The sequence below is a fragment of the Serratia sp. 1D1416 genome, assembly GCF_003641105.1.
In the GTDB taxonomy this organism is placed as follows: Bacteria; Pseudomonadota; Gammaproteobacteria; order Enterobacterales; family Enterobacteriaceae; genus Serratia; species Serratia ficaria.
Window position 1 is genome coordinate 2,262,114 of the sequence record NZ_CP032738.1, and the last position, 21,876, is coordinate 2,283,989.

At 59.9% G+C, this 21,876-nt stretch carries 19 protein-coding genes; 17 read left to right on the forward strand and 2 right to left on the reverse strand.

Annotated features, from left to right (window positions below; genetic code table 11):
- Positions 1-41: 41 nt before the first annotated feature.
- Positions 42-1,399 (reverse strand): IS3 family transposase gene (locus D7I37_RS10680; RefSeq protein WP_129543185.1). Its coding sequence is split into 2 segments (ribosomal slippage): positions 42-937 and positions 937-1,399, totalling 1,359 coding nucleotides; the frame shifts between segments, so codons are not numbered across the junction.
- Positions 1,400-1,635: 236 nt separating this feature from the next.
- Here D7I37_RS10680 and cra point away from each other — a divergent pair.
- Complete coding sequence (gene cra, locus D7I37_RS10685; protein ID WP_061794953.1) at positions 1,636-2,640, forward strand: catabolite repressor/activator; 1,005 nt, start codon at positions 1,636-1,638, stop codon at positions 2,638-2,640.
- Between the two features lie 37 nt (positions 2,641-2,677).
- Here the strand turns inward: cra and D7I37_RS10690 are convergent, their stop codons facing one another.
- Positions 2,678-3,118: an L-alanine exporter AlaE gene (locus D7I37_RS10690; RefSeq protein WP_095095735.1), complete on the reverse strand. Its 441-nt coding sequence runs from the start codon at positions 3,116-3,118 to the stop codon at positions 2,678-2,680.
- Positions 3,119-3,987: 869 nt separating this feature from the next.
- On the opposite strand from D7I37_RS10690, the gene mraZ reads away from it, so the two are divergent.
- From mraZ to lpxC, 16 genes are all read left to right on the forward strand, one after another.
- Positions 3,988-4,446, forward strand: coding sequence for a division/cell wall cluster transcriptional repressor MraZ (mraZ, locus tag D7I37_RS10695; protein ID WP_061794955.1), 459 nt, complete (start codon positions 3,988-3,990; stop codon positions 4,444-4,446).
- A 2-nt stretch (positions 4,447-4,448) separates the two neighbouring features.
- Complete coding sequence (gene rsmH / locus D7I37_RS10700; RefSeq protein WP_061794956.1) at positions 4,449-5,390, forward strand: 16S rRNA (cytosine(1402)-N(4))-methyltransferase RsmH; 942 nt, start codon at positions 4,449-4,451, stop codon at positions 5,388-5,390.
- Positions 5,387-5,707, forward strand: coding sequence for a cell division protein FtsL (gene ftsL / locus D7I37_RS10705; RefSeq protein WP_061794957.1), 321 nt, complete (start codon positions 5,387-5,389; stop codon positions 5,705-5,707). The genes rsmH and ftsL overlap by 4 nt, the downstream gene beginning before the upstream one ends.
- A 42-nt stretch (positions 5,708-5,749) precedes the next feature.
- A complete protein-coding gene (locus tag D7I37_RS10710) occupies positions 5,750-7,513 on the forward strand; it encodes a peptidoglycan glycosyltransferase FtsI (RefSeq protein ID WP_061794958.1) in 1,764 nt (587 codons plus the stop codon).
- On the forward strand, positions 7,500-8,987 hold the full coding sequence (murE, locus tag D7I37_RS10715) for a UDP-N-acetylmuramoyl-L-alanyl-D-glutamate--2,6-diaminopimelate ligase (RefSeq protein WP_129543661.1): 1,488 nt from the start codon (positions 7,500-7,502) through the stop codon (positions 8,985-8,987). The genes D7I37_RS10710 and murE overlap by 14 nt, the downstream gene beginning before the upstream one ends.
- On the forward strand, positions 8,984-10,345 hold the full coding sequence (gene murF, locus D7I37_RS10720; protein ID WP_129543662.1) for a UDP-N-acetylmuramoyl-tripeptide--D-alanyl-D-alanine ligase: 1,362 nt from the start codon (positions 8,984-8,986) through the stop codon (positions 10,343-10,345). Before murE ends, murF begins: the two co-directional genes overlap by 4 nt.
- On the forward strand, positions 10,339-11,421 hold the full coding sequence (gene mraY / locus D7I37_RS10725; protein WP_061794961.1) for a phospho-N-acetylmuramoyl-pentapeptide-transferase: 1,083 nt from the start codon (positions 10,339-10,341) through the stop codon (positions 11,419-11,421). Before murF ends, mraY begins: the two co-directional genes overlap by 7 nt.
- 2 nt (positions 11,422-11,423) lie before the next feature.
- Positions 11,424-12,743, forward strand: a complete 1,320-nt coding sequence (gene murD, locus D7I37_RS10730) for a UDP-N-acetylmuramoyl-L-alanine--D-glutamate ligase (protein ID WP_061794962.1) — start codon at positions 11,424-11,426, stop codon at positions 12,741-12,743.
- On the forward strand, positions 12,740-13,942 hold the full coding sequence (gene ftsW, locus D7I37_RS10735; RefSeq protein ID WP_061794963.1) for a cell division protein FtsW: 1,203 nt from the start codon (positions 12,740-12,742) through the stop codon (positions 13,940-13,942). The genes murD and ftsW overlap by 4 nt, the downstream gene beginning before the upstream one ends.
- A 3-nt stretch (positions 13,943-13,945) precedes the next feature.
- The gene (gene murG, locus D7I37_RS10740; RefSeq protein WP_095095743.1) at positions 13,946-15,010 is read left to right on the forward strand and encodes an undecaprenyldiphospho-muramoylpentapeptide beta-N-acetylglucosaminyltransferase; all 1,065 of its coding nucleotides are present in this window, start codon (positions 13,946-13,948) and stop codon (positions 15,008-15,010) included.
- An 80-nt stretch (positions 15,011-15,090) separates the two neighbouring features.
- A complete protein-coding gene (gene murC / locus D7I37_RS10745; RefSeq protein WP_061794965.1) occupies positions 15,091-16,566 on the forward strand; it encodes a UDP-N-acetylmuramate--L-alanine ligase in 1,476 nt (491 codons plus the stop codon).
- The gene (locus tag D7I37_RS10750) at positions 16,559-17,479 is read left to right on the forward strand and encodes a D-alanine--D-alanine ligase (protein ID WP_095095748.1); all 921 of its coding nucleotides are present in this window, start codon (positions 16,559-16,561) and stop codon (positions 17,477-17,479) included. The genes murC and D7I37_RS10750 overlap by 8 nt, the downstream gene beginning before the upstream one ends.
- Before the next feature lies 1 nt (position 17,480).
- Positions 17,481-18,332, forward strand: coding sequence for a cell division protein FtsQ (gene ftsQ / locus D7I37_RS10755; protein ID WP_061794967.1), 852 nt, complete (start codon positions 17,481-17,483; stop codon positions 18,330-18,332).
- Complete coding sequence (gene ftsA, locus D7I37_RS10760) at positions 18,329-19,585, forward strand: cell division protein FtsA (protein ID WP_004950148.1); 1,257 nt, start codon at positions 18,329-18,331, stop codon at positions 19,583-19,585. The genes ftsQ and ftsA overlap by 4 nt, the downstream gene beginning before the upstream one ends.
- 74 nt (positions 19,586-19,659) lie before the next feature.
- Positions 19,660-20,814 (forward strand): cell division protein FtsZ, encoded by a 1,155-nt coding sequence (gene ftsZ, locus D7I37_RS10765; RefSeq protein ID WP_061794968.1) that lies wholly within the window; start codon positions 19,660-19,662, stop codon positions 20,812-20,814.
- A 103-nt stretch (positions 20,815-20,917) separates the two neighbouring features.
- Positions 20,918-21,835, forward strand: coding sequence for a UDP-3-O-acyl-N-acetylglucosamine deacetylase (gene lpxC / locus D7I37_RS10770; RefSeq protein ID WP_061794969.1), 918 nt, complete (start codon positions 20,918-20,920; stop codon positions 21,833-21,835).
- Positions 21,836-21,876: the final 41 nt, after the last annotated feature.

The window sequence follows — 21,876 nt, forward strand, 5'->3', positions numbered from 1 at the left end:
GCGCGGCATTGAACTGACCCCATAAAGTTGGACGGTTTATATTAGGCGGCTATCTGAGCCTGGGTTCGGTACTCTACCGGACTCAGGCCTTTTAATTTCTGTTTTATTCTTTCGTGATTGTAATAGTCGATATATTCGTCAATAGCTACGCGTAATTCACTGATACTTTTATGCTCTTCCAGATACAGGCATTCCACCTTCAGCGTGCCAAAGAAGCTTTCCATCACCGCATTGTCATAGCAGTTTCCTTTGCGGGACATGCTCTGTTTCAACCCTGCGTCCCTGAGCCGTTTCTGATAGTGCCCCATCTGATACTGCCAGCCCTGATCTGAATGCAGCAGCGGATGTTCACCTTCACTCAGCACTGACTGTGCCTTAGTCAGCATATCGTCCACCATCGATAGATGCGGACGAGCTTCCATCTGATACGCGACGATCTCACCGTTGTACAGGTCAAGAACCGGTGATAAATAGAGTTTTTCACCGTTAATTTTAAATTCAGTAACGTCAGTTACCCACTTCTGGTTCGGTTTGTCCGCGCTGAACTGGCGGTTCAGAACATTGCCTGCGGCTTTGCCATAATGACCTTTGTAGGAGGTATATTTCTTCCTTCTGATACAGGATGTTAACGCCAACTGCTGCATCAACCTTTGAACCGTTTTATGATTCAGCTGACTTCCTTCCCGGCGAACGGCAAGCGTTATCCTGCGGTATCCATACCGTCCTTTATGCTTATGAAATAGCGTCAAAATCTGACGCTTATCGTCGGCGTATTTGTCTTCCTTTTTGCCGCTCGTCATCTGCCAGTAAAAAGTACTTCTGGCTAATCCGGCAGCTTTCAGTAAGCGAGCCAGAGGAAACAGCAGCCTTAACTCATTCACGACCTGCGTTTTATCTCGCGCTTTGGTGTGTTCTTTTCCCTGAGTAAGGCCTGCAGCTTTTTTAAATAGGCCACCTCAACGCGTAGCTGCTCAAGTTCTTCACGTTCGTCCGAGCTAAGCGAGTCTTTGGAAGGGAGTACTGACTTATTTCCAGAGATTTCCGGCATCGTTTTTTTCCTGCGACGATTGTCTGTGAGGGCTTCTATACCGCCTTCATCATACAGTCGTTTCCACTGACAAACCGAGGAAAAAGCAGGGATAGTGAACTTTGCACAGGCTTCGCGAACAGACATCTGGCGTTCACGCATATGCAGGATAACGGACTCTTTGAAAGCAGGAGAATAGATGAAATGTCGGGTAATCAGTCCGGCTTCACCATGAAGTTTCCAGGCAACAGACCACTTACGAACGGCGCTGTGGTCGATACCAAAGCGCTTTGCCGTCGCCTTCTGCCCTTCCAGCCCGGAAAGATAGTGCTGCACGACCTGAAGCTTAAAGCTAAGAGAATATTTGCTCATAAAAAACTGCACCTTACTCAGTTGGGTGTCCAACTTTTGGGGTGCAGTTCACATGGCTGCGCCCTTTGTTTTTCGGCGTTTTTTGCCTGTTTGCCGGCACCTTTCGGCAAAAGCGGTTGCTAGGCAGTGTTTTCTGCTGTTAGATCGCAGAAGCTGGATTGAATAACCGCACGGGATGCGATGGTTAATCCGAGCCCAGCTTACACTTCTATTTTCAGCGTCATTAAGGGGTTAATGTGAAACTGGATGAAATCGCGCGTCTCGCGGGCGTTTCGCGCACCACGGCCAGTTATGTCATCAACGGCAAGGCGAAGCAGTATCGTGTCAGCGATAAAACCGTCGAGAAAGTGATGGCCGTGGTCAGGGAGCACAACTATCACCCGAATGCCGTCGCGGCAGGGCTGCGCGCCGGGCGGACCCGCTCTATCGGCCTGGTGATACCGGATCTGGAAAACACCAGCTACACCCGCATCGCCAATTATCTGGAGCGCCAGGCGCGCCAGCGTGGCTACCAGCTGTTGATCGCCTGTTCGGAAGACCAGCCGGACAACGAAATGCGCTGCATCGAACATCTGCTGCAGCGCCAGGTGGACGCGATCATCGTCTCCACCGCCTTACCGCCGGAACACCCGTTCTATCAACGCTGGGCCAAGGATCCGCTGCCGATCATCGCCTTGGACCGCGCGCTGGATCGCGAGCATTTCATCAGCGTGGTGGGGGCCGATCAGGAAGACTCCTTTGCGCTGGCGCAGGAGCTGCGCAGCTTCCCGGCGGAGTCGGTGCTGTACCTGGGGGCGTTGCCGGAGCTGTCCGTCAGCTTCCTGCGCGAGCAGGGGTTCCGTCAGGCCTGGCAAGACGATCCGCGCCACGTCGATTATCTGTATGCCAACAGCTATGAGCGCGAAGCCGCCGGTGCGCTGTTTGCCGAATGGCTGAAAACGCACCCGATGCCGCAGGCGCTGTTCACCACCTCGTTCTCTTTGCTGCAGGGCGTGATGGACGTCACCCTGAAGCAGCGCGGCCGCTTGCCGACCGATCTGGCGATCGCCACCTTCGGCGACCACGAGCTGCTGGATTTCCTGGAGTGTCCGGTGCTGGCGGTAGCGCAGCGTCACCGCGACGTTGCGGAACGCGTGTTGGAGCTGGTGTTGGCCAGCCTCGATGAGCCGCGCAAACCCAAACCGGGTTTGACGCGCATTCGCCGCAACCTGTTCCGCCGCGGCAGCCTCAGCCGCAAGTAATGCCCGCCGCCGGGCCTCCCGCGTGAGGCCCGGTATCTCAAACGTATCCCGTCACGCCAAACAGCCGTCGGCAATATTCCAGAAAATAACCGTACGCCACGCCCATCGCCATCGACACGACCGCATTGCTGGCGACAGCCGCGGCCATTTGCTGCCCGTCGGCGCCGACGCTCCACAGGATCGCCGCATAAACCGGCGACTGAAAGCTGACGTAGGCCAGCAGGTCGGCGAGGTTGCGCAATAGAAACTGGCCGCGTGGGCTACGGCGGGCGGTGCGGATAAACAGGTCGCGGTAGCGCCCATAGGGCCAGGCGATCAGGATATTGACCGGGATCGACAACAGGCGCGAGGAAAGGGACTGCTGGAAACTCATGCCTGAGATCAACACTTCTATCGCCATACCGGCGATAAAGCAGTACACCACCAGCGCAAAGGTATCGGCGGCGGCGCTGCGCCAGCGGGCGGTGGGCGAAAGCATGGTGCATCCTCGACTTTTCATTGTTAATATTCTGTTAATTGCGTTGTGTGTGGTGGTTAATTTTGGTTTTTGCATCAATTTATAGTGTACTAATCTGAGGGTGGTTTTTTAACTAGCGGGATGTTTTTATTTTTAACATCTGGCTGGTTTTTATGCTGATAGCGGTCGGCTAAATCTGGCGCGAAGGGATTAAAATCGAGTTTTTTAAATAAGTTGATTAAAAACAACATGTTGCATTTTTTCGGTTTCAACGGCGGTTTTTCAAAGAAAAAATTGTGGGAATAAAGGTGTAAGAAAATGAAACCATAATTGTAAACAGGTATTTTGGGAATAATCTTACCGAGTTGATTTAAATCGAAATTGGCTCTGCTCGTAATATCCGAGCCATTTATTTTTTCTTCGGCCTCATCATTGCCGCTTCAATTGAAGTAAAATAGCGCGCGGCCCCGACGGCAATTACCGTTGAGCGTTATTAACTCAAGGGGTTATGCCCTATTTCGCCGACCGGGGCGCGCTGCGCCGAGCCTTGGCTGGCGCAGCGCGGCATGAGATACAGGCATGCGATTGCCGAGCTGAAAAATGAGACATCGATTGCAGAAGGAAGTAATGAGTTAATTAATCGCCAATTTGTCAGGTTTTTAATCAGGCTCTTTCCGCTTAGAAAATTCTCTCCGTTTATCATGGTGTTAATTTTTAATCGTCGAACAAATAGAGTTCCTTTCGCGAGTCAGCTCCCAAAATGACCAGAGAAATATTGCCAAAGCGCAGCCGCTCTGGCTTGACAAGGTTTTCATACCCTCCGTAAACTCCATTATGTGGGAATTTGTGGGGTAAAGTGGTGAAAACGGTCATGAAGGGGTAGCTCAGGAATGTTCCGTGGGGCAACGATGGTCAACCTCGACAGCAAAGGGCGGCTTGCCGTACCAACCCGATATCGGGATTTGCTGAACGAGGAATCGCAAGGCCAAATGGTCTGTACCATTGACCTCCATCAGCCCTGCCTGCTGCTTTATCCTTTACCCGAATGGGAAATTATTGAACAAAAATTGTCCCGTCTGTCGAGCATGAATCCCGCCGAGCGCCGCGTTCAGCGCTTGCTGTTGGGGCATGCCAGTGAGTGTCAGATGGACAGCGCCGGCCGTTTGCTGTTAGCCAGTACGCTGCGGCAACACGCCGGACTCACGAAAGAAGTGATGCTGGTCGGGCAGTTCAACAAGTTTGAACTGTGGGATGAACAGACCTGGTATCAACAAGTCAAGGATGATATTGACGCTGAACAGTCGACTCAGGAACCGTTGTCTGAGCGGCTACAGGACTTGTCGCTATAAGCATGTTGGAAAACTATAAACACACCACCGTACTGTTGGATGAGGCGGTTAACGGCCTCAACATCCGCAGCAACGGCATATATATCGACGGTACTTTTGGTCGCGGTGGCCATTCTCGTCTGATTCTGTCCCAGCTGGGGCCGGAAGGACGCTTGCTGGCAATTGACCGCGATCCTCAGGCGATTGCAGCCGCCAATTCTATTGAAGATCCTCGTTTCACTATCGTACACGGCCCATTTTCCGATTTGTCACACTATGTGCGGGAACGCGAGCTGGTGGGGCAGATCGACGGCGTTCTGCTCGATCTGGGCGTTTCTTCGCCGCAGCTGGACGACGCGGAGCGCGGTTTCTCCTTTATGCGCGACGGTCCGCTGGATATGCGCATGGACCCGTCCACCGGCCTTTCCGCCGCCGAATGGCTGATGAAGGCGGAAGCCGACGACATCGCCTGGGTGCTGAAAACCTTTGGCGAGGAGCGTTTCGCCAAGCGCATCGCGCGCGCCATCGTGGAGAGAAACCGCGTCGAGCCGATGACCCGCACCAAGCAGCTGGCCGATCTGATCGCCGAAGCCAGCCCGTTCCGCGAGAAGCACAAGCACCCGGCGACGCGCAGTTTCCAGGCGATCCGCATCTATATCAACAGCGAGCTGGAAGAGATCGAGCGCGCGCTCGACGGCGCGCTGGAAGTGTTGGCCCCCAAGGGCCGTTTGTCGATCATCAGCTTCCACTCGCTGGAAGACCGCATCGTCAAACGCTTTATGCGTCACCACAGCCGCGGCGCGCAGGTGCCGGCCGGCATTCCGTTGACCGAAGAGCAACTGCGCAGCATGGGCGGACGCACGCTGAAAGCGCTGGGCAAGATGATGCCGTCGGAAGCCGAAGTGGCGGACAACCCACGCGCCCGCAGCTCGGTGCTGCGCATTGCAGAGAGGATGCCCGCGTGATCGGCAACGAACGTCACGGCCTGGTCGGGGTGATTGGCGGCGATCTGCTGCGCAACGCCAAGATCCCATTGATTTTACTGGTTGCCGCCCTGGTCTCCGCCGTTTTTGTGGTGACCACCGCGCACCGCACCCGCCTGCTGACCGCCGAACGCGAGCAGCTGGTGCTTGAGCGGGATGCGCTGGATATCGAGTGGCGCAACCTGATTCTGGAAGAGAACGCCCTCGGCGACCATAGCCGGGTTGAACGTATCGCTACCGAAAAACTGCAGATGCAACACGTTGATCCATCGCAGGAAAATATCATCGTTAAACAATGAATGGTTTAACCGGAATAATGACACGGAGTAGAAAGGAAACGCATGAAAGCAGCGCGCCCCGGTAAGTTGAAACGCCAGGAAGATCAGGCCAGCTTTGTAAGCTGGCGTTTTGCGTTGCTGTGCGGCTGTATTTTACTGGCGCTGGTGGGGTTGATGCTGCGCGTGGCCTATCTGCAGGTCATCAACCCGGATCGCCTGGTGAAAGAAGGCGACATGCGTTCGCTGCGGGTGCAGGAAGTGCCTACCGCGCGCGGTATGATCAGCGATCGCGCCGGCCGGCCGTTGGCGGTGAGCGTGCCGGTCAACGCCATCTGGGCCGATCCGAAAGAGCTGAACGAACGCGGCGGCATTACGCTGGACAGCCGCTGGAAGGCGCTGTCCGACGCGCTGAATATCCCGCTGGATCAGCTCTCCAACCGCATCAACGCCAACCCGAAAGGGCGCTTCGTTTACCTGGCGCGTCAGGTGAACCCGGCGGTCGGCGATTATATCCGCAAGCTGAAGCTGCCGGGGATTAACCTGCGGCAGGAATCGCGCCGTTACTACCCGGCCGGGCAGGTCACCTCGCACATCATCGGCGTCACCAACATTGACGGCCAGGGCATCGAAGGCGTCGAGAAGAGTTTCGACCGCTGGCTGACCGGGCAACCGGGCGAAAGAACCGTGCGCAAGGACCGCTATGGCCGGGTGATTGAGGACATCTCCTCGGTCGACAGCCAGGCGGCGCATAACCTGGTGCTGAGCGTCGATGAACGCCTGCAGGCGCTGGTGTACCGCGAGCTGAACAACGCCGTGGCCTTCAACAAGGCCGAGTCCGGCACCGCGGTGCTGATAGACGTGAACACCGGCGAGGTGTTGGCGATGGCCAACAGCCCGTCCTACAACCCGAACAACATGGCCGGTACGCCGAAAGACACCATGCGTAACCGCGCTATCACCGATATTTTTGAGCCTGGTTCTACCGTAAAACCGATGGTGGTGATGACCGCCTTACAGAATGGCGTGGTGAAAGAGAACAGCGTGCTGAACACCATTCCTTTCCGCATTCAGGGCCACGAAATTAAAGACGTGGCGCGCTATGCGGAGCTGTCGGTAACCGGGATCTTGCAGAAGTCGAGTAACGTCGGCGTTACCAAGCTGGCGTTAGCGATGCCGTCCTCGGCGTTAGTAGATACTTACTCTCGTTTTGGACTGGGAAAGGCGACCAATTTGGGGCTGGTCGGAGAAAGCAGTGGCATATACCCAAAAAAACAACGGTGGTCTGACATAGAGAGGGCCACCTTCTCTTTCGGCTACGGGCTAATGGTAACTCCGTTACAGTTGGCGCGAGTCTACGCAACGATCGGCAGCCTGGGCGTGTATCGCCCATTGTCGATCACCAAGGTTGACCCGCCGGTCGCCGGCGAACGCGTTTTCCCTGAACCACTGGTGCGCACCGTGGTGCACATGATGGAAAGCGTAGCCCTGCCGGGCGGCGGCGGCGTGAAAGCCGCCATCAAGGGGTACCGTATCGCCATTAAAACCGGTACCGCCAAAAAGGTCGGTCCGGACGGCAAATACGTCAACCGATACCTCGCTTATACCGCCGGCGTCGCGCCGGCCAGTAATCCCCGTTTTGCTCTGGTGGTGGTCATCAACGACCCGCAGGGCGGGAAGTACTATGGCGGCGCAATTTCCGCGCCGGTGTTTGGCGCCATCATGGGCGGCGTATTGCGCACCATGAACGTCGAACCGGACGCATTGCCTACCAGCGATAAAAGCGAATTAGTGACTAACAAAAAAGAGGGTTCAGGTGGCAGATCGTAATTTGCGCGACTTACTCGCCCCGTGGGTGCCGACGGCACCCGGGCGCGCGCTGCGGGAAATGACATTAGACAGCCGTATTGCGGCTGCCGGGGATCTGTTTGTCGCCGTTGCCGGCCATCAAACGGATGGCCGCCGCTATATTCCGCAGGCCATCGCGCAGGGCGTCGCCGCCGTGATCGCCGAAGCTGACGGCCAGGACGAAGACGGCGCCATCGTCGAAATGCACGGCGTGCCGGTTATCTACCTGAGCCAACTGAACCAGCGCCTTTCCGCGCTGGCCGGGCGTTTTTACCACCAGCCGGCGGAGCGTCTGCGCCTGGTGGGCGTCACCGGCACCAACGGCAAAACCACCACCACCCAGCTGCTGGCGCAGTGGAGCCAACTGTTGGGCGAGACCAGCGCGGTGATGGGCACCGTCGGCAACGGTCTGCTGGGCCAGGTGTGCCCGACGGAGAATACCACCGGTTCTGCGGTGGATGTTCAACACGTATTAAACGATCTGGCTGAGCGGGGCGCGACCTTCGCCGCCATGGAAGTGTCTTCCCACGGGCTGGTGCAGCACCGGGTGGCGGCATTGCCGTTCGCCGCGGCGGTGTTCACCAACCTGAGCCGCGATCACCTGGATTACCACGGCGACATGGCCAATTACGAAGCCGCCAAATGGTCGCTGTTCGCCGGCCACGACGTGGGCCAGGCGATCATCAACGCCGACGATGAAGTCGGCCAGCGCTGGCTGAGCAAGCTGCCGGATGCGGTGGCGGTCACCCTGCACGACAACCTGCAGCCGGGCTGTCACGGCCGCTGGCTGAAAACCACCGCGGTCAGCTATCACGACAACGGCGCCACCATTCGCTTCAGCTCCAGCTGGGGCGACGGCGTAATCGAAAGCCGCCTGATGGGCGCCTTCAACGTCAGCAACCTGCTGTTGGCGCTGGCGACGCTGCTGTCGCTGGGTTATCCGCTGGATCAGCTGGTGGAAACCGGCAACCGTCTGCAGCCGGTCTGCGGCCGGATGGAAGTGTTTAACGCGCCGGGCAAACCGACGGTGGTGGTGGACTACGCCCACACCCCGGATGCGTTGGAAAAAGCGCTGGAAGCGGCGCGCCTGCACTGCCAGGGGCAGCTGTGGTGCGTGTTCGGCTGCGGCGGCGATCGCGACAAGGGCAAGCGCCCGCTGATGGGCGGCATCGCCGAACAGTTCGCCGATCGGGTGGTGATCACCGATGACAACCCGCGCACCGAAGAGCCGCGGGCGATCATCGCCGATATTCTTGCCGGGCTGCTGGACGCCGGGCAGGCGCTGGTGATCCACGGCCGCGCCGAGGCGGTGACCAGCGCCATCATGCAGGCGCAAGAGCAGGATGTGGTGCTGGTGGCGGGCAAAGGCCACGAGGATTACCAACTGGTGGGCAACCGCCGCCTGGATTACTCCGACCGCACCACGGTCGCCCGGCTGCTGGGGGTGTTGGCATGATCCCTGTCTCCCTTCAGGCACTGGCTGAGGTATTGAGCGCTGAGCTTTACGGCGCCGATTGCCAAATCGTTGAGGTGACGACAGATACCCGCAAGGTGACCGCCGGTTGCCTGTTTGTGGCGCTGAAAGGCGAGCGTTTTGACGCTCATGATTTTGCAGCTGACGCCGTAGCCGCGGGCGCCGGGGCGTTGCTGGTAAGTAAGCGCTTATTGGTGGACGTAGCGCAGCTGGTGGTGGCGGATACCCGACTGGCGCTGGGGCAGCTTGCCGCCTGGGTGCGTCAGCAGGTGCCGGCGCGCGTTGTGGCGCTGACCGGGTCTTCCGGCAAGACCTCGGTGAAAGAAATGACCGCCGCCATTCTGCGTGAATGCGGCGAGGTGCTGTATACCGCCGGCAACTTCAACAATGACATCGGCGTGCCGCTGACGCTGCTGCGTCTGCAGCCGCAGCATGACTTTGCCGTGATTGAGCTGGGCGCTAACCATATTGGCGAGATTGCTTACACCACCGCATTGACGCGGCCGCAGACCGCCCTGGTGAACAACCTGGCGGCGGCCCACCTGGAAGGCTTCGGCTCGTTGGCCGGCGTCGCCCAGGCGAAAGGTGAAATTTTTGCCGGCTTGCCGGACGACGGCGTGGCGATCATCAACGCCGACAATAACGACTGGCCGCACTGGCAGAGCATGCTGGGCGGCAAGACCGTCTGGCGCTTCTCGCCGCAGGCGGCGGAAGGCGTAGATTTCTTCGCTGAAGAGGTGCGGGTTAACGGCGACGGCACGCAGTTCCAACTGCATAGCCCGTTTGGCCGCACCGAGATCAGGCTGCCGTTGCCGGGGCGCCACAACGTGGCCAATGCCCTGGCGGCGACGGCGCTGGCGATGTCGGTGGGCGCCACCCTCGAGGCGGTGCGCCAGGGGCTGCAACAGCTGGAAGCGGTGCCGGGGCGTCTGTTCCCGGTGGCGCTGGGCGCCGGCAAGCTGCTGTTGGACGACAGCTACAACGCCAACGTCGGGTCGATGACCGCGGCGGCGCAGGTGCTGGCGGATATGCCGGGCTACCGCGTGATGGTGGTGGGCGATATGGCCGAACTGGGGGCAGAGGCCGAAGAATGCCATCGTCAGGTGGGCGAAGCCGCCCGTCTGGCCGGCGTCGACAAGGTGATCAGCGTCGGCGGTTTGAGCCGGGTGCTGAGCGCGGCGTCCGGCAACGGCGAGCATTATCAGGGCAAGACGGCAGCGATCGCGCGCGTGGCGGAATTACTGTCGGAACATGCGGTAATTACCGTGTTAATCAAGGGTTCACGTAGTGCCGCAATGGAGCAGGTAGTACGCGCGTTACAGGAGAGAGCACCATGCTAGTTTGGCTGGCCGAGCATTTGGTCAAGTATTACTCAGGCTTCAACGTCTTTTCCTACCTGACGTTCCGAGCCATTGTCAGCCTGCTGACCGCGCTGTTCCTGTCGCTGTGGATGGGCCCGCGGGTGATCAAGCGCCTGCAGGAAATGTCCTTCGGGCAGGTGGTGCGCAACGACGGCCCGGAGTCGCACTTCAGCAAGCGCGGCACGCCGACCATGGGCGGCATCATGATCCTGACCTCCATCACCATCTCGGTGCTGATGTGGGCCTACCCGTCCAACCCGTATGTGTGGTGCGTGCTGTTCGTGCTGGTGGGTTACGGCATCGTCGGCTTTGTCGACGACTACCGCAAGGTGGTGCGCAAGGATACCAAGGGGCTGATCGCCCGCTGGAAGTACTTCTGGCAATCGGTGATTGCGCTGATTGTCGCATTCGCCATGTACGCCGTAGGAAAAGACACGCCAGCCACCGAGCTGGTTGTGCCGTTCTTTAAGGACATCATGCCGCAGCTGGGGCTGCTGTACGTGCTGCTGGCCTATTTCGTGATTGTCGGCACCAGCAACGCGGTCAACCTGACCGACGGGCTGGACGGCCTGGCGATCATGCCGACGGTGTTCGTGGCCGCCGGTTTTGCGCTGGTGGCCTGGGCTACCGGCAACATGAACTTCGCCAACTACCTGCATATTCCGTATCTGCGCCATGCCGGTGAGCTGGTGATCGTGTGTACCGCCATCGTCGGCGCCGGCCTCGGTTTCCTGTGGTTCAACACCTACCCGGCGCAGGTGTTTATGGGCGACGTCGGTTCGCTGGCGCTGGGCGGCGCGCTGGGCACCATCGCGGTGCTGCTGCGTCAGGAGTTTCTGTTACTGATTATGGGCGGCGTGTTCGTGGTTGAAACGCTGTCGGTAATTTTGCAGGTGGGATCGTTCAAGCTGCGCGGACAACGCATTTTCCGCATGGCGCCGATTCACCACCACTATGAATTGAAAGGCTGGCCGGAACCGCGCGTGATCGTGCGCTTCTGGATCATTTCGCTGATGCTGGTGCTGATTGGCCTGGCGACGCTGAAGGTGCGGTAATCATGGCAGACTATCAGGGTAAGAAAGTGGTCATCATCGGGCTGGGCCTTACCGGCCTGTCCTGTGTTGATTTCTTTATGGCGCGCGGCGTGACGCCGCGCGTTATGGATACCCGCGTCTCACCGCCTGGGCTGGACAAGCTGCCGGACAGCGTAGAACGCCATCTGGGCGATCTGCATCAGGACTGGCTGCTGGCGGCGGATTTGATCGTCGCCAGCCCGGGCGTGGCCCTGGCGACCCCGGCGTTGAGCGCCGCGGCGGACGCCGGGGTGGAAATCGTCGGCGACGTAGAGCTGTTCTGCCGCGAAGCCCAGGCGCCGATCGTGGCGATCACCGGTTCCAACGGCAAGAGCACCGTCACCACCCTGGTGGGCGAGATGGCGCAGGCGGCCGGCTGGGCGGTGGGCGTCGGCGGCAATATCGGCCTGCCGGCGTTGAGCCTGCTGCGCCAGGAATGCCGGCTGTACGTGCTGGAGCTGTCGAGCTTCCAGCTGGAAACCACCCACAGCCTGCGGGCGGCGGCGGCGACCATCCTGAACGTTACCGAAGACCATATGGATCGTTACCCGTTTGGCCTGCAGCAGTATCGCGGCGCCAAACTGCGCGTTTATGAAAATGCCGGCGTCTGCGTGGTGAATGCGGACGACGCGCTGACCATGCCGGTGCGCGGCGCCGACGCGCGCTGCGTCAGCTTCGGCGCCGACGTGGGCGACTACCACCTGAACCGGCAGCAGGGCGAAACCTGGTTGCGGGTGCAGGGTGAGAAAGTGCTGAATACCCGCGAGATGAAACTGACCGGCCGCCATAACTACACCAATGCGCTGGCGGCGCTGGCGCTGGCCGACGCGGTGAACATCCCGCGCGCCTCCAGCCTGAAGGCGCTGACCACCTTTACCGGCCTGGCGCACCGCTTCCAGCTGGCGTGGGAACACAACGGCGTGCGCTGGATCAACGATTCCAAAGCCACCAACGTCGGCAGCACCGAAGCGGCGCTGAACGGCCTGCAGGTGGACGGCTCGCTGCATCTGCTGCTGGGCGGCGACGGCAAATCCGCCGACTTCTCGCCGCTGGCGCGTTATCTGCAGGGCGACAACCTGCGCCTGTACTGCTTCGGCCGCGACGGCGAGCAGCTGGCGCAGCTGCGGCCGGAAGTGGCGACGCTGACCGAAACCATGGCGCAGGCGATGCGCGTTATCGCCGGCCGGGTGCAGCCTGGCGATATGGTGCTGCTGTCGCCGGCGTGCGCCAGCCTCGATCAGTTCCGTAATTTTGAAGCGCGCGGCGATGAATTCGCCCGCCTGGCACAGGAGCTTGGCGGATGAGACTACGCATGCCGAACTTCGGGCTGACAGAACGGCTGAAAGACTGGGTGATGGGATCGCGCGACAACGATTCGGTCAACATGGTGCTGTACGACCGCACGCTGCTGTGGCTGACCTTCGGGCTGGCGATCGTCGGCTTCGTGATGGTGACCTCGGCCTCGATGCCGATCGGCCAGCGTCTGGCGGACGATCCCTTCCTGTTCGCCAAGCGCGACGCGCTGTATCTCGGCCTGGCCTTCGGGCTGTCGATGGTGACGCTGCGCATTCCGATGGAAGTCTGGCAGCGCTACAGCAACGTGATGCTGTTGATGTCGATTGTGATGCTGCTGATCGTACTGGTGGTCGGCAGCTCGGTAAACGGGGCATCGCGCTGGATTGCGCTGGGCCCGCTGCGCATTCAGCCGGCGGAGCTGTCCAAGCTGTCGCTGTTCTGCTACCTGGCGAGCTATCTGGTGCGCAAGGTGGAAGAGGTGCGCAGCAACTTCTGGGGCTTCTGCAAGCCGATGGGCGTGATGGTGGTGCTGGCGGTGCTGCTGCTGGCGCAGCCGGACCTCGGCACCGTGGTGGTGCTGTTCATCACCACCCTGGCGATGCTGTTCCTGGCCGGCGCCAAAATGTGGCAGTTCCTGGCGATCATCGGTTCGGGCGCCTTCGCGGTGGTGCTGTTGATCATCGCGGAGCCTTACCGTATGCGCCGCGTGACCTCGTTCTGGAACCCGTGGGCCGATCCGTTCGGCAGCGGCTACCAGCTGACCCAGTCGCTGATGGCGTTTGGCCGCGGCGAATTCTGGGGACAAGGGCTGGGCAACTCGGTGCAGAAACTCGAGTATTTGCCGGAAGCGCACACCGACTTCATCTTCTCGATTTTGGGCGAAGAACTGGGCTATATCGGTGTGGTTTTAGCCCTGTTAATGGTATTCTTCGTCGCTTTTCGCGCGATGTCGATCGGCCGCCGCGCATTGGAGATCGATCAGCGCTTTTCCGGCTTCCTGGCCTGCTCGATCGGCGTGTGGTTCAGCTTCCAGGCGCTGGTTAACGTCGGCGCCGCCGCCGGCATGCTGCCGACCAAAGGCCTGACGCTGCCATTGATCAGCTACGGCGGTTCGAGCCTGTTGATCATGTCGACGGCGATCGTGCTGTTGCTGCGTATTGATTTTGAAACGCGTCTGGCCAAAGCCCAGGCGTTCGTGAAGAGGTAAGGGATGAGCGGGAAAGCTAAGCGTTTAATGGTGATGGCAGGCGGTACCGGCGGGCATGTGTTCCCGGGGCTGGCGGTCGCGCATCATCTGATGGCGCAGGGCTGGCAGGTGCGCTGGCTCGGAACCGCAGACCGAATGGAAGCCGATCTGGTGCCGAAGCACGGGATCGAAATTGATTTTATCCGCATTTCCGGCCTGCGCGGCAAGGGGCTGAAGGCCCAGCTGAGCGCGCCGCTGCGCATCTGGAGCGCGGTGCGTCAGGCGAAGGCGATCATGCGCAACTATCAGCCGGACGTGGTGCTGGGCATGGGCGGTTACGTTTCCGGCCCGGGCGGTCTGGCCGCCTGGCTGTGCGGCGTTCCGGTGGTGCTGCACGAACAGAACGGCATCGCCGGGCTGACCAACCGCTGGCTGGCGCGCGTGGCCAAAACGGTATTGCAAGCCTTCCCCGGCGCGTTTCCGAACGCCGAAGTGGTGGGCAATCCGGTGCGCACCGACGTGCTGGCCCTGCCGCTGCCGGCGGAGCGTTTGAACGGGCGTGAAGGCCCGATCCGCGTGCTGGTCATTGGCGGAAGTCAGGGGGCCCGGGTGCTGAATCAGACAGTTCCTGAAGTCGCGGCGCGTTTGGGCGATAGAATTACGCTCTGGCATCAGGTAGGCAAAGGCGCACTGGATACGGTGCTGCGCGACTACGAGAGGGTAGGGCAGACGCAGCACAAGGTGACCGAGTTTATCGATGACATGGCGGCCGCCTACGCCTGGGCCGACGTGGTGGTGTGCCGTTCCGGCGCTTTGACCGTCAGCGAAATTGCCGCCGCCGGCCTGCCGGCGATTTTTGTGCCGTTTATGCACAAGGACCGCCAGCAGTACTGGAACGCGCGTCCGCTGGAAGAAGCCGGCGCGGCGAAGATTATCGAACAGCCGCAGTTCAGCGCCGATGCGGTGGCGGAACTGCTGGCGAGCTGGGACCGCCCGACGCTGCTGGCGATGGCCGAAAAGGCGCGCGCGGTCGCCATCCCCGACGCGACCGAACGGGTGGCGGCGGAGCTGGTGCGGGTCGCCAAATAATATGCAGGGGCTCGGTATGCCGGGCCTGAATTGAAGAATCTGTAGGGGTTCGGCTAACCGGACCTGGATTAGAGAGACTGATGAATACACAACAACTGGCGAAACTACGTACTATAGTGCCCGAGATGCGACGCGTCCGGCACATTCACTTTGTCGGCATCGGTGGTGCCGGCATGGGTGGTATCGCCGAAGTGTTGGCAAACGAAGGTTATCAGATCAGCGGCTCCGACCTGGCGCCGAACCCGGTAACCCAACAGCTGAGCGCGCTCGGGGCGACGATTTACTTCAATCACCGCCCGGAAAACGTGCTGGATGCGAGCGTTGTGGTGGTGTCTACCGCCATTTCCGCCGATAACCCGGAGATCGTCGCCGCCCGTGAAGCGCGCATCCCGGTGATCCGCCGCGCCGAAATGCTGGCCGAACTGATGCGTTTCCGCCACGGCATCGCCGTCGCCGGCACGCACGGCAAGACCACCACCACGGCGATGGTGTCGAGCATTTACGCCGAAGCCGGGCTGGACCCGACCTTCGTCAACGGTGGGCTGGTGAAGGCGGCGGGTACCCATGCGCGTCTGGGCTCCAGCCGTTACCTGATCGCGGAAGCGGACGAGAGCGACGCGTCGTTCCTGCATTTGCAGCCGATGGTGGCGATCGTCACCAACATCGAAGCCGACCACATGGACACTTACCAGGGCGACTTCGAGAACCTGAAGCAGACGTTTATCAATTTCTTGCACAACCTGCCGTTCTACGGCCGCGCGGTGATGTGCGTCGATGATCCTGTGGTGCGTGAGCTGTTGCCGCGCGTGGGCCGCCATATCACCACCTACGGCTTCAGCGACGATGCCGACGTGCGCATCGAGAGCTACAGCCAGGTGGGGCCGCAGGGGCACTTTACCCTGAGCCGTCAGGACAAGCCGCTGATGACGGTGACCCTGAACGCGCCGGGCCGCCACAATGCGCTGAACGCCGCGGCGGCGGTGGCGGTGGCGACCGAAGAAGGTATCGACGACGAAGATATTCTGCGTGCGCTGGCGGGCTTCCAGGGCACCGGGCGCCGCTTCGATTTCCTGGGCGAGTTCCCGCTCGAGCCGGTCAACGGCACCGCGGGCAGCGCGATGCTGGTGGACGACTACGGCCACCACCCGACCGAGGTGGACGCCACGCTGAAAGCGGCGCGCGCCGGTTGGCCGGACAAGCGGCTGGTGATGATTTTCCAGCCGCACCGCTACACGCGCACCCGCGACCTGTACGACGACTTCGCCAACGTGCTGTCGCAGGTGGATGTGCTGCTGATGCTCGACGTCTACGCCGCCGGCGAAGCGCCGATCCCGGGCGCGGACAGCCGTTCGCTGTGCCGCACCATCCGCAACCGCGGCAAGCTGGATCCGATCCTGGTTTCCGACGCCGATACCCTGTCGGAAACCTTGGCGCAGCTGCTGCAGGCCGATGATTTGGTGCTGGTGCAGGGCGCCGGCAACGTGGGCAAAATCGCCCGCAAACTGGCCGAGCTGAAGCTGCAGCCGCAGAAAAAGGAGGAGGAGCATCATGGCTGATAAAGTTGCCGTACTGCTGGGTGGCACCTCCGCTGAACGTGACGTATCGCTGCAATCCGGCGCCGCCGTGCTGGCCGGGCTGCGCGAAGCCGGCATCGACGCCCACGGCGTCGACACCCGCGACGTTCCGGTAACCCAGCTGAAAGAGCAGGGGTTCACCAAGGTATTTATCGCGCTGCACGGGCGCGGCGGCGAAGACGGCACCCTGCAGGGGCTGCTGGAGTTTCTCGCGCTGCCTTATACCGGCAGCGGCGTGATGGCTTCGGCGCTGACCATGGACAAATGGCGCACCAAGATGGTGTGGCAGTCGATGGGCCTGCCGGTGGCGCCTTATGTGGCGCTGAATCGTCAGCTGTACCTCGGCGGCGAGAAAGCGGCGCTGTTGGATCGCGTCGCGTCGCTCGGCCTGCCGCTGATCGTCAAGCCGAGCCGCGAGGGTTCCAGCGTCGGCATGAGCAAGGTCACCGAAAGCGCCGCGCTGGAAGCGGCGCTGGAAGAAGCCTTCCGTCACGACGACGACGTGTTGGTGGAGAAATGGCTGAGCGGGCCGGAATACACCGTGGCGATGCTGGGCGACCAGGTGCTGCCGTCGATCCGCATTCAGCCGGCCGGCGTGTTCTACGACTATCAGGCCAAGTACATTTCGGACGACACGCAGTACTTCTGCCCGAGCGGTTTAAGCGCCGAGCAGGAAGCCGAGATGGCGGCGCTGGCGCTGCGCGCCTACCGCGGCCTGGACTGCAGCGGCTGGGGCCGCGTGGACGTGATGCAAGACAGCGATGGCAGCTTCTATCTGCTTGAGGTGAATACCTCTCCGGGCATGACCAGTCATAGCCTGGTGCCGATGGCGGCGCGCCAGTTTGGATTAAGCTTCTCGCAGCTGGTAGCGAGAATTTTGGAGTTGGCCGACTGATATGTCGCAAGCTGCCCTGAATGCGCGCGAACGCGAGGTGGACAACGGCCCGCGCCGCAGCAATGGAACCCAGTTGGCGGGAATGGTCTTCCTGCTGATGGTGTTGGGAACGGTCCTGTGGAGCGGGTGGGCGGTGATTGGCTGGATGAAAGACGCCAGCCGCCTGCCGCTCTCGCGACTGGTGGTGACCGGTGAACGGCACTACACCACCAACGATGATATTCGTCAGGCGATCCTGGCGCTGGGCGCGCCGGGGACGTTCATGACCCAGGATGTGGACGTTATCCAGCAACAGATTGAACGCCTGCCGTGGATCAAACAGGCCAGCGTGCGCAAGCAGTGGCCGGATGAGCTGAAGATCCACCTGGTGGAGTATGTGCCGGTGGCGCGCTGGAATGATTTGCACATGGTGGATGCCGACGGCAAATCATTCAGCGTGCCGGCAGAACGGGCCGGCAAACAGAAATTGCCGTTGCTCTATGGTCCGGAAGGCAGCGAACAGGACGTTCTGGAAGGCTATCGAACCATGAGCAGCATGTTAACGGCCAGCAAGTTTACGTTGAAAATGGTGGCGATGAGCGCTCGCCATTCGTGGCAGCTGGCTTTGGATAACGATGTTCGGCTGGAGCTGGGGCGCGACGATCGCGCCGGGCGTCTGCAGCGGTTTATCGAGCTGTATCCGGTGCTGCAGCAGCAGGGCCAGGCGGAAAGCAAGCGCGTCAGCTACGTCGATTTGCGCTATGAGTCCGGCGCCTCGGTAGGTTGGGCCCCGGTGCTCGTCGACCCGCAGGCGGCAGGCGGTCAGCAAAACAGTAATCAGCAACAGAATCAGGCACAGGCAAAACAACAATGATCAAGTCGACGGACAGAAAACTGGTAGTTGGACTGGAGATCGGTACTGCAAAAGTCTCCGCATTGGTAGGGGAAGTTCTGCCCGATGGCATGGTCAACATTATCGGGGTGGGCAGCTGCCCGTCTCGCGGCATGGATAAGGGTGGCGTAAACGACCTGGAGTCGGTGGTGAAGTGCGTGCAGCGCGCCATCGATCAGGCCGAGCTGATGGCGGATTGCCAGATTTCTTCGGTGTACCTCGCATTATCGGGGAAACATATCAGCTGTCAGAACGAAATAGGGATGGTTCCTATTTCAGAAGAGGAAGTGACTCAGGAAGATGTGGAGAACGTAGTGCATACCGCTAAATCGGTACGCGTCCGCGACGAACACCGCATCCTGCACGTTATTCCTCAGGAATACGCCATCGACTATCAGGAAGGCATCAAGAACCCGGTTGGGCTGTCCGGCGTGCGCATGCAGGCCAAGGTGCACCTGATCACCTGCCATAACGATATGGCGAAGAACATTGTCAAGGCCGTGGAACGTTGCGGTCTGAAAGTTGACCAACTTATTTTCGCCGGTCTGGCCGCCAGCTATGCGGTGCTGACCGAAGATGAGCGCGAACTCGGCGTCTGCGTAGTGGATATCGGCGGCGGCACCATGGATATGGCGGTGTACACCGGCGGTGCGCTGCGCCACACCAAAGTGATCCCTTACGCCGGGAACGTGGTCACCAGCGATATCGCCTACGCCTTCGGCACGCCGCCGACAGATGCGGAAGCGATCAAGGTTCGGCACGGCTGTGCGCTTGGGTCGATTGTTAGCAAGGATGAGAGTGTAGAGGTGCCTAGCGTCGGGGGACGTCCTCCGCGCAGTCTGCAAAGACAGACGCTGGCTGAAGTCATTGAGCCACGCTACACCGAACTGTTGAATCTGGTTAACGATGAAATTTTGCAATTGCAGGAGCAACTGCGTCAGCAAGGGGTGAAGCATCATCTGGCAGCGGGTATCGTGCTGACCGGTGGCGCCGCCCAGATTGATGGCCTGGCAGCCTGTGCGCAACGGGTGTTCCACACTCAGGTACGCATCGGCCAACCCTTGAACATCACGGGTCTGACGGATTATGCGCAGGAGCCTTACTACTCTACGGCGGTAGGTCTGCTGCACTATGGAAAAGAGTCTCACCTGAGCGGTGAGGCAGAAGTAGAAAAACGCGCCTCGGTGGGCAATTGGTTTAAACGCATCAATAGCTGGCTGAGAAAAGAGTTTTAATGTTTCAACAAAGAGATCATGCTGAGTAATCTTTTTATGATCTCGCAGCGACAGGCACAAAACGGAGAGAAACTATGTTTGAACCAATGGAACTAACCAATGACGCGGTGATTAAAGTCATCGGCGTCGGCGGTGGCGGCGGCAACGCCGTTGAACACATGGTGCGCGAGCGCATCGAAGGTGTTGAATTCTTCGCCGTTAATACAGACGCTCAGGCGCTTCGTAAAACGGCAGTTGGCCAAACCATCCAGATTGGTAGCGGTATTACCAAAGGTCTGGGTGCGGGCGCGAACCCTGAAGTGGGTCGCAATTCAGCGGAAGAAGACCGCGAAGCCCTGCGCGCAGCGCTGGACGGCGCAGACATGGTCTTCATCGCAGCCGGCATGGGCGGCGGTACCGGTACCGGTGCGGCGCCGGTGGTGGCTGAAGTTGCCAAAGATCTGGGTATTCTGACAGTGGCCGTGGTTACCAAGCCTTTCAATTTCGAAGGCAAGAAACGCATGGCGTTCGCTGAGCAGGGCATCGCAGAATTGTCCAAGCATGTGGACTCACTGATCACTATCCCGAACGACAAGCTGTTGAAAGTTCTGGGTCGCGGCATCTCTCTGCTGGACGCGTTCGGCGCGGCCAACGACGTGCTGAAAGGCGCGGTGCAGGGTATCGCCGAGCTGATCACCCGCCCGGGCCTGATGAACGTCGACTTCGCCGACGTGCGCACCGTGATGTCCGAAATGGGCTACGCGATGATGGGTTCCGGCATTGCCTGTGGTGAAGACCGCGCTGAAGAAGCGGCCGAAATGGCGATCTCCAGCCCGCTGCTGGAAGACATCGACCTGTCCGGCGCGCGCGGCGTGCTGGTCAACATCACCGCCGGCTTCGACCTGCGTCTGGATGAGTTCGAAACCGTGGGTAACACCATCCGCGCCTTCGCTTCCGACAACGCCACCGTGGTTATCGGTACCTCGTTGGATCCGGAAATGAACGACGAACTGCGCGTCACCGTGGTGGCGACCGGTATCGGTATGGACAAGCGTCCTGAAATCACGCTGGTTACCAACAAGCAGGCCAGCCAGCCGGTGATGGATCACCGTTATCAGCAGCACGGCATGTCACCGCTGCCGCAGGAAGTGAAGCCTGCCGCCAAGGTGGTTAACGATCAAGCTGCGCAGCCGAATAAAGAGCCCGACTATCTTGATATTCCAGCCTTCCTGCGCAAGCAGGCGGACTAAGAATATCCTGAGAATTTGGAATCTCCGCTCTTTGTGCTAAACTGTCCCGCCGGCCATGCTGTATGCTTGGCCGGTAGGATGGATAACATTGCGAGATAAAACGATGATCAAACAAAGGACATTAAAACGTATTGTTCAGGCGACTGGCGTCGGTTTGCATACCGGCAAGAAAGTCACGCTGACCATGCGCCCCGCGCCGGCTAATACCGGGGTCATCTATCGTCGCACTGACTTGAATCCACCGGTTGATTTTCCGGCTGATGCAAAATCCGTGCGTGATACCATGCTCTGTACTTGCCTGGTGAATGAGCATGACGTGCGTATTTCTACCGTTGAGCACCTTAACGCCGCACTGGCTGGGCTTGGCATCGACAACATCATCATTGAAGTCGACGCCGCCGAGATCCCGATCATGGACGGCAGCGCCAGTCCGTTCGTGTTCCTGTTGCTGGATGCCGGCATCGAAGAACTGAACTCAGCGAAGAAATTCCTGCGTCTGAAAGACACCGTGCGTGTTGAAGATGGCGACAAATGGGCCGAGCTGTCCCCGCATAACGGGTTCCGCCTGGACTTCACCATCGACTTCAACCACCCGGCCATCGACGCGAGCACGCAGCGCTATCGCCTTGATTTTTCCGCCGACTCGTTCGTGCGCCAAATCAGCCGCGCGCGTACCTTCGGTTTCATGCGTGATATCGAATACCTGCAGTCCCGCGGTTTGGCCCTGGGCGGCAGCTTCGACTGCGCCATCGTGGTGGATGACTACCGCGTGCTGAACGAAGACGGCCTGCGTTTCGAAGACGAATTCGTACGTCACAAAATGCTGGACGCCATCGGCGACCTGTTCATGTGCGGCCACAACATCATTGGCGCGTTCACCGCGTACAAGTCTGGCCATGCGCTGAACAACAAACTGCTGCAGGCCGTGCTGGCCAAGCAGGAAGCGTGGGAATACGTGACTTTCCAGGACGAAGCGGAAATGCCTTTGGCATTCAAGGCGCCGTCCACCGTATTGGCGTAAAGCCGGGCCCCATCGCCTTAGGAATACCGGCGGGCGACACC

What these genes read in the sequence shown, in the direction of transcription:
- murC (WP_061794965.1), top strand. Translation starts at nt 15,091, where the DNA reads ATGAATACACAACAACTGGCGAAACTACGTACTATAGTGCCCGAGATG.
- ftsZ (WP_061794968.1), top strand. Translation starts at nt 19,660, where the DNA reads ATGTTTGAACCAATGGAACTAACCAATGACGCGGTGATTAAAGTCATC.
- ftsQ (WP_061794967.1), top strand. Translation starts at nt 17,481, where the DNA reads ATGTCGCAAGCTGCCCTGAATGCGCGCGAACGCGAGGTGGACAACGGC.
- mraZ (WP_061794955.1), top strand. Translation starts at nt 3,988, where the DNA reads ATGTTCCGTGGGGCAACGATGGTCAACCTCGACAGCAAAGGGCGGCTT.
- ftsA (WP_004950148.1), top strand. Translation starts at nt 18,329, where the DNA reads ATGATCAAGTCGACGGACAGAAAACTGGTAGTTGGACTGGAGATCGGT.
- D7I37_RS10750 (WP_095095748.1), top strand. Translation starts at nt 16,559, where the DNA reads ATGGCTGATAAAGTTGCCGTACTGCTGGGTGGCACCTCCGCTGAACGT.
- murD (WP_061794962.1), top strand. Translation starts at nt 11,424, where the DNA reads ATGGCAGACTATCAGGGTAAGAAAGTGGTCATCATCGGGCTGGGCCTT.
- rsmH (WP_061794956.1), top strand. Translation starts at nt 4,449, where the DNA reads ATGTTGGAAAACTATAAACACACCACCGTACTGTTGGATGAGGCGGTT.
- mraY (WP_061794961.1), top strand. Translation starts at nt 10,339, where the DNA reads ATGCTAGTTTGGCTGGCCGAGCATTTGGTCAAGTATTACTCAGGCTTC.
- D7I37_RS10690 (WP_095095735.1), bottom strand. Translation starts at nt 3,118, where the DNA reads ATGCTTTCGCCCACCGCCCGCTGGCGCAGCGCCGCCGCCGATACCTTT.
- murF (WP_129543662.1), top strand. Translation starts at nt 8,984, where the DNA reads ATGATCCCTGTCTCCCTTCAGGCACTGGCTGAGGTATTGAGCGCTGAG.
- murG (WP_095095743.1), top strand. Translation starts at nt 13,946, where the DNA reads ATGAGCGGGAAAGCTAAGCGTTTAATGGTGATGGCAGGCGGTACCGGC.
- lpxC (WP_061794969.1), top strand. Translation starts at nt 20,918, where the DNA reads ATGATCAAACAAAGGACATTAAAACGTATTGTTCAGGCGACTGGCGTC.
- ftsW (WP_061794963.1), top strand. Translation starts at nt 12,740, where the DNA reads ATGAGACTACGCATGCCGAACTTCGGGCTGACAGAACGGCTGAAAGAC.
- D7I37_RS10710 (WP_061794958.1), top strand. Translation starts at nt 5,750, where the DNA reads ATGAAAGCAGCGCGCCCCGGTAAGTTGAAACGCCAGGAAGATCAGGCC.